A 15,577-nucleotide genomic window follows, 5' to 3' on the forward strand; every position below is an offset into this window, starting at 1 on the left:
GAGATATCCATATTTCGATACCTCTATTAGATCAAAGGCCTAGCTTAAAAGCCAGGCCTTTGTCATCAATCTGAAGCCCGCATTTGCGGGCTTTTTTTGATCTATACCCACTATGCGTAATAAACATAGATAAAATGATTAACTTTCATTTTATTCATAGTTATTTCAGGTCTACACTCATAGCCAATTAAGACGCTGGTATAATTTGGAGCATCCCAATGTTTAAGGCACTAGTTCTAAACCAAGAAGAGAAAAAAACCATCGCAACTATCGAGCAGTTGGACGACAGCCATCTTCCTGAAGGTGATGTTCTGATTGATGTCGATTACTCTTCCCTGAACTACAAAGACGGCTTGGCCATCACAGGTAAAGGTAAAATCATCCGTAACTTCCCTATGGTGCCGGGTATTGACCTTGCTGGTACTGTCGTCAGCTCTGAAGATAACCGCTACCAGACCGGCGACAAAGTGGTTCTGACTGGCTGGGGTGTGGGTGAAAACCATTGGGGCGGTATGGCACAACGTGCTCGCCTAAAAGCTGATTGGCTGGTTCCACTACCAACAGGTTTTGACAGCAAGAAAGCGATGATGGTAGGGACCGCTGGTTTCACCGCCATGCTATGTGTACAAGCGCTACTCGATGCCGATGTTAAACCTGAATCAGGTGAAATTCTGGTAACCGGTGCCAGTGGTGGTGTCGGCTCAGTCGCTGTTACTCTACTCGCACAGCTAGGCTACAAAGTGGCAGCAGTAACCGGCCGTGTTGAGCAGAACGGTCCGCTACTAGAGAAATTAGGTGCGAGCCGCATTATTGACCGCACTGAATTCGAAGAACCAGCCCGTCCGCTTGAAAAGCAAATTTGGGCAGGTGCCGTCGATACGGTAGGTAGCAAGGTATTAGCGAAAGTACTGGCACAGATGGACTACAACAGCGCAGTTGCAGCATGTGGTCTAGCAGGCGGTTTTGATCTGCCAACAACAGTTATGCCATTTATCTTGCGTAATGTCCGCCTGCAGGGTATTGACTCGGTAATGTGTCCAACAGAAAAGCGTATCGCGGCTTGGGAGAAATTGGTTGAATTACTGCCAGAAAGTTTCTATCAGCAAGCCTGTACCGAAGTTGAACTCGACGAAGCGCCTAAATATGCTGACGATATTACCAACGGTCAAGTAACCGGTCGTGTTGTGATCAAGCTGTAATTTGCCACGACAATATCACAAGCAAAAGCCGGGATTAGTCCCGGCTTTTTTGTGCCTGTTTGTTTGTAATTTCAGCCCAGCCCCATGTCATCAATTCGCTTGGCGATCAAACGGCTGCACTCTTCTTTAACAATCGCCCGCAACCACTCCTGGGCAGGCGAATGCTCACAGCGAGGGTGCCAGATCATTGAATAATCAAACGGCGTAAAGGCAAACGGCAAAGGTTTCACTGCCAAGTCATAACGTTCAGCAACCAAATAGGCCAAATCGGCCGGGACAGTAATGATCAGCGGCATGGTATCGACAATAGCCAAAGCTGCCTCAAGGTGGTACGCCCGCAATACCATTTTGCGTTTGGGCAGCCCCACCAAGGATTGCTCTATCAATGCCTTCACTCCATCACTGATCGCAATCATCGCATGGGGATACGCCAGGTAATCCGTCAAACTCATGTCTTTATCAGCCAACGGATGCTGCTTCGAGAGCAGGCACAACACACCGACCCGGCCGAGTATTTCGCTGCGCAACGGTTCAACGGGTCCGGTCGGTCGGCATATGGCCAAGTCTGCCCCTTCATAGGTCAGTTGATCCGCCAACCGGTCATGCTGCAGCGGCAAGAACTCGAACGACACCTCCGGTGCCTCCTCGTAAATCCGCGGCAAAGCAAACGGCAAAATGGTCTGCATGGCGTAGTCCGTTGTCGCGATAGTAAAGGTTTGATCGCAGCAACGCGGATCGAACTCAATCGGAGAGAGTAACTGCCGCAGAGACTCCAGCGGATCACCCAATGCCCGATCAAACTCCAATGCCTTTTCGGTCGGGATCAAATGCTGGCCCTGTCGGGTAAACAGCGGATCACCCAATAAATCACGTAACCGGCCCAACACTCGGCTCATTGCCGATTGACTGAGATTCAAACGGCTTGCGGCCTTGCTGACACTGCTTTCTTCTATCAGTACCCGCAACGCCACCAGCAAATTCAAATCACGGCGATAGATGTCTTCTAATTCCACAATGCGCTACCTTGGGAGGAGGTTTGGTATTATTCTATCGTGCAGATAAAAAAAATCCCGCTATTAAAGCGGGGAAGCCCAAGAAAACTGGGGGAGTGTAGTAGATGTGTGATATTAGCTTTCTTCTTCCTCAAGCTCGGGAGAATTGGTGAGCTCGAGCCAAAGTCCTAGCGCGGCGGCAATCAAACCGCTAAGCGCCATAAAGCTGGTGTTATCGGGCGCACGTAGCATCAGTGAGCAAAATGTAATGAAGCACAGTACGCTGTAGATAGTCAGGCGATCCATTTGAGTCAACATAGCTCCTCCTAATCCTTCAGAAGACAAACGTTAACGACCTGTTAAATAAGTTACACATTTTACTTTGATTTGCCAAGCCTTATTGATTAATTCTTGCCCGTAAGTATGATCACGGTCTTCAACAGAAGATATAGATGCTATGACTGCTATTTTTGACAATCCCACCCACAGCTTGGAAGCAGAAGGACTTCGCTGCCCTGAGCCGGTGATGATGGTGCGTAAAACCGTAAGGAAAATGGCCGAAGGCGATACCCTGCTCGTTACTGCCGATGACCCCTCAACAACAAGGGATATTCCAAGTTTTTGCCGATTTATGGATCACACCTTGATCGCAGCCGAAACGGAAAGCCTGCCTTACCGTTATCTGATCAGAAAAGGCACCAACTAACCCCCCAATTAAAAAAGGCAGCTCGATGAGCTGCCTTTTTACTATTTGGGTACCTGCTAGTCGCTAGTCATCATTTCGATAAGAGTCACGCAATTGTCGGTTGGCCTTCTCAAGCTCATGACGCAAATCGCGGATCTCCTTTTTCATCGGTAACACATAGCGCAAACGCACCAACGCATCCACCGATAGGTAAGTCGTCACAATTGCCCCGACAACCATAGGTAACCACATATCTGTCAGCACCATCCCAAGAATATTCAGCGCCAACGCGAAATGGAACAACCAGAATTGACTCTGGGGTGATATTGCAAGAAAACGGTTCATAACCCCCTCCTGTACAGCGACAACCGTCCATAAATTCTGGTTTCAACATATCACGCTAACCTTCCCGGCTCTGCTGCCATGCTCACACTTTAAGCCCTTGTTATTAATGAGTCATATGGGCTTGTGAATTGGGCTAAAGAACCTATCAGTTTCACGTGAAACACAGCGTCTGAAATTACAGCCCCAGCGCAGCCGCCACAGCCAAACCGAAGAACAGAGATGCTGTAATTTTGCGAATAAGACCTAACGGCATACGCTCTGCAGACAGTTTACCGATCAACACCACCGGCACATTCGCCAACAACATACCTATGGTCGTTCCCAGTACAACCCACACCAGAGCATCGCTGTATTTGGCTCCCAGCATGGTGGTCGCCACTTGCGTTTTGTCACCAATTTCAGCAATAAAGAACGCAATAAAGCTGGCTACGAACGGGCCACGGTTCGACACGGCTTCGTCGTCATCCAATTTATCGGGGATCAGAATCCAACCGGCCATGGCGACAAAGCTCACCACCAAGACCCACTTAAGCACTTCAGGGGTTAGATAATCCGCCACTACAACACCGAGCCAGGCAGCCAAGGCATGGTTGGCAATAGTGGCAAAGAAGATCGCTAAAATGATAGGAATAGGTTTACGGTAACGACTGGCCAACAGCAATGACAACAATTGGGTTTTATCGCCAATTTCCGCCAAGGCAACAGAAGTAATAGAAATAGCTAAAACACTCACGACATGCTCTTTGGGGCGAGGATAGTAATAAAAAACCACGGGTAAACGCACACGCCCCACCCCGGTTCATGCTGGTTTACCGATGGTCTCGCCAAACTCACTAGTAGGATAAACGTGAGTCACAAACGCCATGAAGATTTTGCTTCAATTATGTTGACGATTGTCTTGTCAGGACAAGAGGCTACTCCCCAAAGGAGCGGCAATTCTACACACAGCCCCCCGCGATAGCAAGGTACAAAAAAAGAGCCCCATGGGCTCCTTTTAACCAATCAAGGTAATAAATTAACCTTGCGGTGATAGAACGATCTCTACACGGCGGTTTTGTGCACGGCCTTGCTCGTTATCATTCGACGCGATCGGATGCGACTCACCCATACCTTTAGTCACTAGACGGTTACTTGCGACACCGCCGCGTAGTAGCTCGTTACTGACTTCGCTAGCTCGCACCTGTGAAAGGCGAAGGTTGTAAGAGGCTGCACCAGTGCTATCGGTAAAACCATACACGTTGAGCATGGTCTCATTATATTCTTTAGCCACTAACGCCACACTGGACAACGCCTGTTTAGCCTGACCACTTAATGCCGTATCATCGATACCGAAGGTGATCGTATTTGGCATATTGAGCACGATATTATCGCCATCACGGGTGACACTGATACCCGTTGATTGCAATTGTTTACGTAGTTCAGCTTCCTGCACGTCCATGTAGTAACCAATGCCACCACCCAGCGCAGCACCAGAGGCAGCACCGATCAAGGCGCCTTTGCCACGGTCACTCTTACTCGAAGATGCCACACCGATCGCCGCACCAGCAACAGCACCAATGATAGAACCACTGGTCGCTTTTGCCGTTTGCTCTTCACCGGAATACGGGTTGGTTGTAGAACACCCTGTCGCAACCACAGCCGTTGCCGTAGCAAACACCAAGTTACGAATCCATTTGCTAGACTTAGCGCAATTTGTCAAATCCATATTGTTTACCTTATGTCTTCTCGGCTCTAAGCCGATGTCTTTGTGTGCAACGTCTTTGGCAACCCAAAGCTGTTTCATTGGCGACCGTATTGTATCTGTCTACCAACAGTAGATATCAGAACAATGTCAAAAATCCCCATGCCCTACCAGAGCAGACACATTAATTTAAGCAAATTAAACAAAGATGACCAAAAAACATGCACTAGCCCTACTAGCCTAGGGGATGGCGAGGTATACTGGATAGTTACTAAAAATCTCTCAATCCATTAATCACGCGAAGCTGACAATGCAGAAATACGATATTAAAACCTTTCAGGGCATGATCCTCGCGCTGCAGGATTACTGGGGCCAACAAGGTTGTACTATTGTGCAACCTCTGGACATGGAAGTAGGTGCAGGTACCTCTCACCCAATGACATGTCTTCGTGCTCTGGGTCCAGAACCAATTGCAGCGGCGTATGTTCAACCATCTCGCCGTCCGACCGACGGTCGCTACGGCGAAAACCCAAACCGCCTTCAGCACTACTACCAGTTCCAGGTGATCATCAAACCATCACCAGACAACATCCAGGAGCTATACCTGGGTTCGCTGGAAGCACTGGGCATCGACACCAAAGTGCACGACATCCGCTTTGTAGAAGATAACTGGGAAAACCCAACATTGGGAGCCTGGGGTCTTGGCTGGGAAGTATGGCTAAACGGTATGGAAGTCACCCAGTTTACTTACTTCCAGCAAGTCGGTGGTCTTGAGTGTAAGCCGGTGACCGGTGAGATCACTTACGGTATCGAGCGCCTGGCCATGTACATTCAGGGCGTTGACTCTGTGTACGATTTGGTATGGACCGACGGCCCGCTAGGTAAAGTTACCTACGGTGACATTTTCCACCAGAACGAAGTGGAACAGTCTACTTACAACTTCGAACACGCTGATGTTGATTTCCTTTTCACCTTCTTCGACCAGTGCGAAAAAGAGTGTAAAGAACTGCTTGCGCTTGAGACGCCACTGTCGCTTCCAGCGTACGAGCGAATTCTGAAAGCCGGTCATGCCTTCAACCTTCTGGATGCGCGTAAAGCCATCTCGGTTACCGAACGCCAGCGCTACATCCTGCGTATCCGTAATCTGACCAAGCAGGTTGCAGAAGCCTACTACGCATCTCGTGAAGCCCTAGGCTTCCCTATGTGTAAAACAAACAAGTAAGGATACGGCATGAGCGATATGAATTTCCTGATTGAACTCGGTACCGAAGAGCTACCACCAACGGCTCTGCGTACCCTTGCCGAAGCATTTGCAACGAACTTCGAAGCAGAACTTCAAACGGCTGACCTTGCTCATCAAGGTGTAAAGTGGTTTGCGGCTCCTCGCCGTCTGGCATTGAAAGTCTCTGCGCTTGCTGCTGGTCAGCAGGACAAAATTGTCGAGAAGCGTGGTCCAGCTGTTGCTGCCGCATTCGATGCTGACGGTAACCCGACCAAGGCAGCTCAAGGCTGGGCTCGCGGTAATGGTATCAGCGTTGATCAAGCAGAACGTCTGAAAACAGACAAAGGCGAATGGCTACTTTACAAGCAAGAAGTCAAAGGTAAGCCAGCTCAAGAACTGCTGTGTGATCTCGCAGCTGCAGCCCTAGCTAAGCTACCGATCCCTAAGCCAATGCGCTGGGGCGACAAAGAAACGCAGTTTATCCGTCCGGTGAAAACACTGACCATGCTACTGGGTGAAGAGCTGATCCCGGGTACCATTCTGGGTGTTGAGTCTGACCGTGTGATCCGTGGTCACCGATTCATGGGTGAAGCCGAGTTTACTATCGACAATGCCGATCAATACCCAACTCTGCTTGAAGAGCGCGGTATGGTAATGGCTGACTACGATGCACGTAAAGCAATCATCCTTGAAGGTGCCAAGAAAGCGGCTGAGGAAGTTGGCGGTATTGCCGACCTTGAAGATGAACTGGTTGAAGAAGTGACCTCTCTGGTTGAATGGCCAGTCGTACTGACAGCCTCATTCGAGCAGGACTTTTTAAATGTACCTTCTGAAGCCTTGGTTTACACCATGAAAGGTGATCAGAAGTACTTCCCAGTCTACGATGCTGATGGCAATCTGCTGCCGAAGTTTATCTTCGTATCTAACATCATCTCGAATGACCCAAGCCAGATCATCAGTGGTAATGAAAAAGTGGTTCGCCCTCGCCTGGCGGATGCGGAGTTCTTCTTCAACACTGACCGTAAGCGCCCGTTGATCGAACGCCTATCTGAGCTAGACGGTGTATTGTTCCAGAAACAACTTGGTTCACTACGTGACAAGACAGATCGTATTACCGCCCTAGCTGGCTACATTGCCCAGCAAATCGGTGGGGATGTCGAGCATGCTGAACGTGCAGGCCTGCTGTCTAAGTGTGACTTGATGACCTCTATGGTATTTGAGTTCACCGACACCCAGGGTGTGATGGGCATGCACTATGCCCGCCACGACGGTGAAGCGGAAGAAGTCGCGGTTGCGTTGAATGAACAGTACATGCCTCGCTTTGCCGGCGATGACCTACCAAGCAGTGATGTCTCTGCTGCCGTTGCAATGGCTGATAAGCTAGATACCTTAGTGGGTATCTTCGGTATCGGTCAGGCGCCGAAAGGGAGTGATCCGTTCGCCCTTCGTCGTGCCGCATTGGGTATCCTACGCATCATCGTAGAGAAGGGTTACAACCTTGACCTTATCGATCTGATTGGCAAAGCGCGTGAGCTACTGGCTGACAAACTGACCAACCAAAACGTTGAAGAAGAAGTTATCGACTTCATGCTTGGCCGTTTCCGTGCTTGGTACCAAGACGAAGGCCACAGTGTTGATGTTATCCAGGCAGTATTGGCACGTCGCCCAACCCAGCCTGCTGACTTCGACAAGCGTGTTAAAGCCGTTAGCCACTTCCGCGCACTAGATGCCGCAGAATCACTGGCTGCAGCAAACAAGCGTGTCGGTAATATCCTAGCGAAGTTCGATGGTGAGCTGTCAGCTGAAATCAACCGCGAGCTATTGGTTGAAGATGCAGAAAAAGCGTTGGCAGAGAACGTTGAAACCATGCTGGCTTCACTATCACCTGTCTTTGACAACGGTGACTACCAGCAAGCGCTATCTGAGCTAGCTACCCTACGCGAAGCCGTAGATGCTTTCTTCGATAACGTTATGGTTATGGCTGATGATGAGCAGCTGAAAGTGAACCGCCTAACGATGCTTAACCTGCTTCGTAACGAGTTCCTGAAAGTCGCCGATATTTCGCTTCTACAGAAATAATTACGTATTAGCCAACACCGACACTGAAGCCCCAGTTTATACTGGGGTTTTTTTATGCCAGCCATCAAGCCCCCTCCGGCGTCCTGACCCCTATCTTCACCCCGAGCAGACATCGCCAGATCTTTCGCCCCGAAATCTCATCTCTGTTTCACGTGAAACATTCTCCCGAAACATCACACGAAGTTTAAAGCCTCGGTGTCACGTGAAACAAACAGCCAATCAAAAGACCATACTCGCGCCCACTACACTTTATAAGTCACTTGATACCACAACGATAATAAGAGCTAAATTCTGGTAAAAAAATCAGCAGCTACAAAGGGTTTAATAAACTGCTTTGTTGAGGTATGTTGACGAACAGTACAACATTAACCATAACCATATCGAGCAATATAAATACAGCACACCGAGGTCAGATGTAAAGATGGAGTTTTCTATATTTGGTGACAAGTTCGCCCGCTACTCAGGTATCACTCAATTGATGGATGATTTGAACGACGGATTACGTAACCCCGATGCCATCATGCTCGGCGGCGGTAACCCAGCCCAGATCCCTGAAATGGTAGAGTACTTCAATCAACTGTGCAGCCAAATGGCGACCACAGGAGAGCTTACTCAAGCACTGACCAACTACGACGGCCCGCAAGGCAAGAATGTCTTCATCAACACCCTCGCCAAGCTACTTAGCTCACGCTATGGCTGGGACATCAGCGCCAAGAATATTGCCCTGACCAACGGTAGCCAAAGTGCCTTCTTCAACTTGTTCAATCTGCTTGCTGGTAAATTCGAGAACGGTAAAAAGAAAAAAATCTTATTGCCACTGGCGCCGGAATACATCGGTTACGGTGACTCCGGCCTGAGTGATGATATGTTTATTTCATACAAACCGGAAATCAGCCTGCTTGATAACGGATTGTTCAAATACCATGTCGACTTCAACCACTTGGTGGTCGATGACAGTATTGGGGCTATCTGTGCCTCACGTCCAACCAACCCTACAGGCAATGTCCTGACCGATGAAGAAATCCTCCACCTGGATCAGTTAGCCCGCGAGCATGACATTCCACTGATCATCGACAACGCCTATGGTATGCCATTTCCAGATATCATCTTTGAAGATGTTACCCCACTTTGGAATGACAACACTATCTTGTGTATGAGTCTGTCCAAACTTGGGTTGCCCGGTGTTCGCTGCGGTATTGTCATTGCCAAGGAGGAGATAGCAACGGCCATTGCCAATATGAACGGAGTACTCAGCCTCGCACCCGGTAGTGTTGGTCCTGCACTTGTCTACAAAATGATTGAACAAAACGATTTGATGCGCCTCAGCGAAGACGTTATAAAACCTTTCTACTTGCGTAAATCTAAGCATGCCGTAGAAATGTTGCAGCAGGCCATCATCGATCCAAGGTTCCGGATCCACAAGCCCGAAGGGGCTATGTTCCTGTGGCTGTGGTTCGAAGATTTACCCATCAATACCATGGAACTATACCGCCGGCTCAAGGCCCGTGGTGTGCTGATTGTACCTGGCGAGTACTTCTTTATTGGTCTTGACGAAGATTGGCAACATGGCCATGAGTGCCTGCGTATGAATTATGTTCAAGAGGATGATGTGATGCGCAGGGGCATCGATATCATTGCAGAGGAAGTAGAAAAGGCCTACCTACACAAGTAATAGGCATAGCCCCTCACCTAATTAGGAACGCTCACCCAAACAGGCTACCAGAGTAGCCTGTTTTTATTTGTCCGTCCGTACAAAACAGACCGAGCCATAAAATCCCCCCCACTGGCTTGCGTCATCTTCTCCATAAGCTATTGCCTACGTACATACTTTGGTTGATGAGAGATAACAGGCTCGATGCCAACAGAGTTTCTCGTGAAACATGGAAAGGCTGGTTCGCTACCAATTTAATACAGGATAAGTTGTCACTGACAAGGAATACAAAAAAGGCCAGCCTCCTGGCTGACCTTTCACTACTCTATCAGTTAATCAGGACAAATCCCGATCACTCACTTTCTAGCAGACGACTGCCATTAATGGCAATCTTGCGAGGCTTCTGCTCTTCAGGGATCTCACGTTCGAGGTCAATATGAAGCAGGCCATTTTCCATTTCGGCACCAACGACTTTTACGTAGTCGGCCAACTGGAATTTACGCTCAAAGTCGCGCTCAGCGATACCTTGATATAGATACTGGCGCTCAGTCTCGCCAGTAGCTTCACGGGTACCACGGACAATCAGTTTATTTTGTTGCTGGGTGATATCCAGATGCTCATCGGCAAAGCCAGCCACTGCCATAGTAATGCGGTAATGGTTCTCGTCTTGTTGCTCAATGTTATACGGAGGATAGCCAGCGTTGGCATTCGGTGCTGATTTTTCCATTTGGTTGAACAGACGATCAAAGCCGATTGCAGAGCGGTATAGAGGAGTGAAATCTAGGTTTCGCATAGGGTTTATCCTTCTTTAGAAGCAATATAATTTACGATTGAATTGTCGAAGTGGCTTTCCTTCTGCGGACAAGCCGGTTGCAGGCCCAACCTGTGGCACCGTGCTCTTCATTACTAGATATAGGGGCGGCCAAATCTCATTCCAACCCCTGTCGCAAAAATTATTTTCGTCTCCTATCCACCTCGCCTAAACACTAACCTTGAACGCATAACGGCCACTATATGCATCACAACCTGAGTTCCAAAAAAACGCCGCACGAATGTGCGGCGTTTTCAATCTTGCTCTTGCAAGTGGATATCAGTAATTAAATGTTAAATATCCAGGTTTGCATTCAGGGCGTTGGCTTCAATAAAGTTACGACGAGGCTCAACATGATCCCCCATCAACGTCGTAAACAGCTCATCAGCAGCAACCGCATCGTTGATGTTGACCTGCATCATACGGCGGGTTTCAGGATCCATCGTTGTTTCCCACAACTGATCTGGGTTCATCTCACCCAGACCTTTGTATCGCTGTAGAGAAAGACCACGGCGTGACTCTTTGATCAGCCAGTCTAGCGCTTCTTTGAAGCTGGTTATCGGCTGCTTGCGTTCACCACGCTGAACATAAGCAGACTCGTCAAGTAGCTCAAACAACGCTTCAGATAAATCCGCTAGCTTTCTGTACTCTTTCGAATTAAGCAGATCAGCACTTAACAAGTATTCATGTTCAACACCATGGGTACGAACGATGACTTTAGGTAACCACAGGCTGCTTTCCTCATCACGCACAACCTCGAAGCTGTACTGGCTCTCACCAGACTGCTTAGCATTCAGTGCAAGGATCAGTGCTTTCACCCAACCTTCCACGTCGCTTTCGCTGTTAAGCATATCGGCTGACAAACGCGGTTGGTAGATAAACTCATTGAGCATCAGTGTCGGGTAGCGACGGCTCATGCGCTCAACCAGCTTGGCCGCACCATTGAATTGCTTAACCAAGCTCTCCAGAGCTTCACCAGAAATCGCAGGTGCATCTTCTGAAGTAAACAGTGCTGCGTTGTCCAATGCCAAGGCCACCTGGTACTGGCCCATGTCTTCGTCATCCTGGATATATTGCTCTTGTTTACCTTTCTTCACTTTGTACAGTGGTGGCTGGGCAATATAGATGTGGCCACGCTCGATAAGCTCAGGCATTTGACGGTAAAAGAACGTCAGCAATAGCGTGCGGATGTGGGAACCATCGACATCGGCATCGGTCATGATGATGATGTTATGGTAACGCAGTTTATCCGGGTTGTACTCGTCACGGCCGATACCACAGCCCATTGCAGTGATAAGCGTTGCAACTTCCTGAGAAGACAGCATCTTATCGAAGCGTGCTTTCTCAACGTTCAGGATCTTACCTTTCAGCGGCAGGATAGCCTGGTTCTTACGGTTACGACCCTGCTTGGCACTACCGCCTGCAGAGTCACCCTCCACTATGTATAGTTCAGAGAGTGCTGGATCTTTTTCCTGACAATCGGCTAGTTTGCCCGGCAGGCCGGCAAGATCTAGCGCGCCTTTTCGGCGAGTCATTTCGCGCGCTTTACGCGCCGCTTCACGTGCACGGGAAGCATCGATAATCTTAGAACAAACGGTCTTAGCATCCGATGGGTTTTCTAGCAGGAATTCACTCAGCTTCTCACCCATGGTTGATTCAACGGCCGGCTTAACTTCACTCGATACCAGCTTGTCTTTAGTCTGGCTTGAGAATTTAGGATCCGGCACTTTCACTGACACAACCGCCGTCAGGCCTTCACGGGCATCATCACCCGACGTTGCTGTCTTGGCTTTCTTCGAATAGCCTTCTTTATCCATGAAGTTATTCAGAGTACGGGTCAATGCACCCCGGAAACCAGCCAGGTGGGTACCGCCATCACGCTGTGGGATGTTATTGGTGAAACAGTAAATATTTTCCTGGAAGCCATCATTCCACTGCATCGCCACTTCAACACCGATACCGTCTTCACGGGTGAAATCGAAGTGGAAGACTTTCGGGTGGATAGGCGTTTTATTGCGGTTCAAGTGCTCAACAAAAGCACGGATACCACCTTCGTACATGAAGTGATCTTGCTTGTCTTCTTCACGCTCGTCGATCAGTCGGATAGACACACCAGAGTTCAAGAACGACAGTTCACGTAGGCGCTTGGCCAGAATCTCATAGTGAAATTCGATGTTAGTGAATGTTTCAGCACTCGGCCAGAAACGGATGCGAGTCCCGGTTTTATCAGTATCAGCAATCACACCCAAAGGCGCTTCAGGCTCACCATGACGGTAAACCTGCTGGTGTACAGAACCACCGCGGTTAATCGTCAGCTCCACTTTCTCAGATAAGGCATTCACCACTGATACACCTACCCCGTGCAGACCACCGGATACCTTGTAGGAGTTGTCATCAAACTTACCACCAGCGTGAAGTACCGTCATGATAACTTCCGCTGCCGACACGCCTTCTTCAGGGTGCAATTCCGTCGGGATACCACGACCATCATCACTGACAGATACAGATCCATCTTCGTGGATGGTGACAATGATATCTTCACAGTGGCCAGCAAGAGCTTCATCGATAGAGTTATCGACTACCTCAAATACCATGTGGTGCAAGCCTGTACCGTCATCGGTATCGCCAATATACATCCCTGGGCGCTTACGTACCGCATCAAGGCCCTTAAGTACCTTGATACTTGATGAATCGTAGTTGTTGGACATTGAGTTACTCTCGCTTAAATTATCCTGCGGTTATTTTACCGTGTTCCACATGAAACATCTTACCATTTTCATCATGCATTTCCGCTATTTGCTCAATGCTGATTGCACTGATAAAAACTTGCGCTCCGGTCTCTTTCAACCGCTGCGCCAACAGTGCCCGACGATGGCTATCCAGCTCGGAAGCAAAATCATCAATTAAATATATACACTGCTTTCCCGTTGCTTCGGTCAGGTGCAATCCTTGCGCAAGGCGCAAAGCACACATCATCAGCTTGAGCTGACCTCGGGAAAGCACATCCTCTACTGGGGTGCCGGCCACTTTCACCCGCAAGTCCGCCTTGTGCGGCCCGCTGGCGGTGTAACCCAACTGGCTATCCCGTTCGAAATTACGCTGAAGTAATTCAGCATAGGGGGTGTCTTTTTCCCAACCCCGGTAATACCCGAGTTGGATATCAAATTCAGGCAAAAAGACGGCACAGATCTCTTTGGCTTTTAACTTTACCGCCTCGAGATAATCATGGCGCCATTGCGAAATCTGTTCAGCCAAGACACTGAGCTCCTGATCCCAGTAGCTCAACTCGCGATAATGCCGTGCGGTTTTGAGCAAGGCATTACGCTGTTTGGTCAGTCGTTTCACTCGCGCCCAAGCATGAAAGAACTGTGGTTCCACGTGAAACACACCCCAATCAATGAAAGAGCGGCGGAACTTCGGCCCACCAATTAATAAGTCAAAGCCTTCCGGCGTGATCAGTTGCAAGGGGAGCAACTGGGCGAGCTGAGCCAGTTTCTGACTCCCTTCCCCACCGACTTTAAGCTCGGTGGTGCCATCGCGCTTTTTGTTGATCCCAACAGGCATTTCGATAGCCGAAAACGACTTCAGCCGACCATGAACAAACAGCTCCTGCTGTTCATGGCGGATCACCCGGCCTGTCAGGTGGCTACGGAAAGAGCGGCCATGGCCGAGAAAGTGGATCGCTTCCAAAACACTGGTCTTGCCGCTGCCATTGGCCCCGACAAGAAAGTTGAAGCCTGGTGACAACGACAAGTCACAGGCTTCAATATTTCGAAAATCTTTAACGATCAGACGTGTTAACGACATGACCCTATAGCCTAATTGGCATCACCACGTACATGGCATCACCGTTGGCACTGTCTTCCAACAAGGCACTGGCATTGGCATCGGTCAGCGACCAGCGTACCTGCTCACACTTGAGGGTGTTGAGCACATCCAACACGTAGCTGACGTTGAAACCAATTTCGAGAGCTTCACCCTGGTAATCGACATCCAAAAATTCTTCGGCTTCTTCCTGCTCAGGGTTATTGGCAGTAATGCGCATCTCGCCCGGAGAAAGATTCACTCTCACGCCACGGAACTTTTCATTCGACAAAATGGCGGCACGAGAGAAAGCTTTGCGCAATTCGTCACAGCTCGCTTCAACGACTTTATTGCTGTTCTGCGGCATCACGCGGCGATAATCAGGGAAACGACCGTCAACCAATTTGGAAGTAAAAATGTAACTATTCACTTCGGCACGGATATTGGATTGACCAATTTGCAGGCGGACCTCATCTTCAGGGCTATCGAGCAGACGCATCAACTCCATCACCCCTTTGCGTGGGACAATGATTTGCTTGGCTGGCAGGACGTCATTAGTTGCGACCGCACACACCGCCATTCGGTGACCATCGGTAGCAACCGAACGCAATTGCTGACCATCGGTTTCAAACAGCATACCGTTCAGGTAGTAACGCACATCCTGGTGGGCCATCGAAAACTGAGTGCTGTCGATAAGCTGGCGCATCTGACCTTGAGGAAGCGTAATTTCAACATCACTCTGCCAATCTTCGATATTCGGAAAATCTGCCGCTGGCAGCACTGACAGCGTATAGCGGCTACGGCCAGAGCGGATAATCGCGCGATCCCCTTCAAGAGAGATAGCGATATTAGCGCTATCAGGCAGGCCACGGCAAATATCAAGGAACTTGCGCGATGGAACTGTTACAGCCCCTTCTTCAACATCGCCTTCCAAAGCCAACTTGGCAATCATCTCGACTTCAAGGTCGGTACCAGTCATCGACAGGCAACCCTGTTCGACAACCAACAGAATATTGCCCAGGATCGGCAATGAAGGTCGGCTACCCAACGCACCAGAGACCTGCTGCAAGGGTTTTAATAGCTGTTCGCGTGCAACTGTAAATTTCAT

The 15,577-nt window shown here is 49.2% G+C and carries 14 protein-coding genes and 1 riboswitch; of the genes, 5 read left to right on the forward strand and 9 right to left on the reverse strand.

Annotated features, from left to right (window positions below):
• The first annotated feature begins 218 nt into the window (after positions 1-218).
• Positions 219-1,199 (forward strand): acrylyl-CoA reductase (NADPH), encoded by a 981-nt coding sequence (gene acuI, locus NHN17_RS11970; RefSeq protein WP_255042787.1) that lies wholly within the window; start codon positions 219-221, stop codon positions 1,197-1,199.
• A 71-nt stretch (positions 1,200-1,270) separates the two neighbouring features.
• On the opposite strand, the gene NHN17_RS11975 is transcribed toward acuI, so the two are convergent.
• Both NHN17_RS11975 and NHN17_RS11980 read right to left on the reverse strand, forming a co-directional pair.
• Entirely contained in the window at positions 1,271-2,212 is a 942-nt protein-coding gene (locus tag NHN17_RS11975) for a LysR family transcriptional regulator (protein WP_255042788.1), read from the reverse strand.
• Between the two features lie 114 nt (positions 2,213-2,326).
• Positions 2,327-2,509: a hypothetical protein gene (locus NHN17_RS11980; protein ID WP_255042790.1), complete on the reverse strand. Its 183-nt coding sequence runs from the start codon at positions 2,507-2,509 to the stop codon at positions 2,327-2,329.
• Between the two features lie 139 nt (positions 2,510-2,648).
• Between NHN17_RS11980 and tusA the strand changes: the two genes are divergently transcribed.
• Positions 2,649-2,897, forward strand: coding sequence for a sulfurtransferase TusA (gene tusA / locus NHN17_RS11985; RefSeq protein ID WP_255042792.1), 249 nt, complete (start codon positions 2,649-2,651; stop codon positions 2,895-2,897).
• Between the two features lie 63 nt (positions 2,898-2,960).
• On the opposite strand, the gene NHN17_RS11990 is transcribed toward tusA, so the two are convergent.
• The 3 genes from NHN17_RS11990 to NHN17_RS12000 form a co-directional block, all read right to left on the reverse strand.
• Entirely contained in the window at positions 2,961-3,221 is a 261-nt protein-coding gene (locus NHN17_RS11990; protein WP_255042793.1) for a hypothetical protein, read from the reverse strand.
• A gap of 175 nt (positions 3,222-3,396) precedes the next feature.
• Positions 3,397-3,954: a TMEM165/GDT1 family protein gene (locus tag NHN17_RS11995; RefSeq protein WP_255042794.1), complete on the reverse strand. Its 558-nt coding sequence runs from the start codon at positions 3,952-3,954 to the stop codon at positions 3,397-3,399.
• 93 nt (positions 3,955-4,047) lie between these two features.
• Positions 4,048-4,149: riboswitch (yybP-ykoY riboswitch) on the reverse strand.
• 87 nt (positions 4,150-4,236) lie between these two features.
• Entirely contained in the window at positions 4,237-4,926 is a 690-nt protein-coding gene (locus NHN17_RS12000) for a YiaD family glycine zipper/OmpA-like lipoprotein (protein WP_255042795.1), read from the reverse strand.
• A 286-nt stretch (positions 4,927-5,212) separates the two neighbouring features.
• Between NHN17_RS12000 and glyQ the strand changes: the two genes are divergently transcribed.
• The 3 genes from glyQ to NHN17_RS12015 all read left to right on the forward strand — a co-directional run bounded on the left by glyQ (position 5,213) and on the right by NHN17_RS12015 (position 9,875).
• Positions 5,213-6,124 (forward strand): glycine--tRNA ligase subunit alpha, encoded by a 912-nt coding sequence (glyQ, locus tag NHN17_RS12005; RefSeq protein ID WP_255042796.1) that lies wholly within the window; start codon positions 5,213-5,215, stop codon positions 6,122-6,124.
• Between the two features lie 9 nt (positions 6,125-6,133).
• Positions 6,134-8,203 carry a glycine--tRNA ligase subunit beta gene (glyS, locus tag NHN17_RS12010; RefSeq protein ID WP_255042797.1) on the forward strand — a complete coding sequence of 690 codons (2,070 nt, stop codon included), beginning with the start codon at positions 6,134-6,136 and terminating at the stop codon, positions 8,201-8,203.
• Between the two features lie 421 nt (positions 8,204-8,624).
• On the forward strand, positions 8,625-9,875 hold the full coding sequence (locus tag NHN17_RS12015) for a valine--pyruvate transaminase (RefSeq protein ID WP_255042798.1): 1,251 nt from the start codon (positions 8,625-8,627) through the stop codon (positions 9,873-9,875).
• A 331-nt stretch (positions 9,876-10,206) separates the two neighbouring features.
• On the opposite strand, the gene ibpA is transcribed toward NHN17_RS12015, so the two are convergent.
• The 4 genes from ibpA to dnaN form a co-directional block, all read right to left on the reverse strand.
• Entirely contained in the window at positions 10,207-10,647 is a 441-nt protein-coding gene (gene ibpA, locus NHN17_RS12020; protein ID WP_255042799.1) for a small heat shock chaperone IbpA, read from the reverse strand.
• 311 nt (positions 10,648-10,958) lie between these two features.
• Positions 10,959-13,373: a DNA topoisomerase (ATP-hydrolyzing) subunit B gene (gene gyrB, locus NHN17_RS12025; protein ID WP_255042800.1), complete on the reverse strand. Its 2,415-nt coding sequence runs from the start codon at positions 13,371-13,373 to the stop codon at positions 10,959-10,961.
• A gap of 19 nt (positions 13,374-13,392) precedes the next feature.
• Positions 13,393-14,472 carry a DNA replication/repair protein RecF gene (recF, locus tag NHN17_RS12030; protein WP_255042801.1) on the reverse strand — a complete coding sequence of 360 codons (1,080 nt, stop codon included), beginning with the start codon at positions 14,470-14,472 and terminating at the stop codon, positions 13,393-13,395.
• Positions 14,473-14,476: 4 nt separating this feature from the next.
• Complete coding sequence (dnaN, locus tag NHN17_RS12035; RefSeq protein ID WP_255042805.1) at positions 14,477-15,577, reverse strand: DNA polymerase III subunit beta; 1,101 nt, start codon at positions 15,575-15,577, stop codon at positions 14,477-14,479.

Origin of the sequence: Photobacterium pectinilyticum (genome assembly GCF_024357955.1) — a bacterium.
Lineage (GTDB): Bacteria > Pseudomonadota > Gammaproteobacteria > Enterobacterales > Vibrionaceae > Photobacterium > Photobacterium pectinilyticum.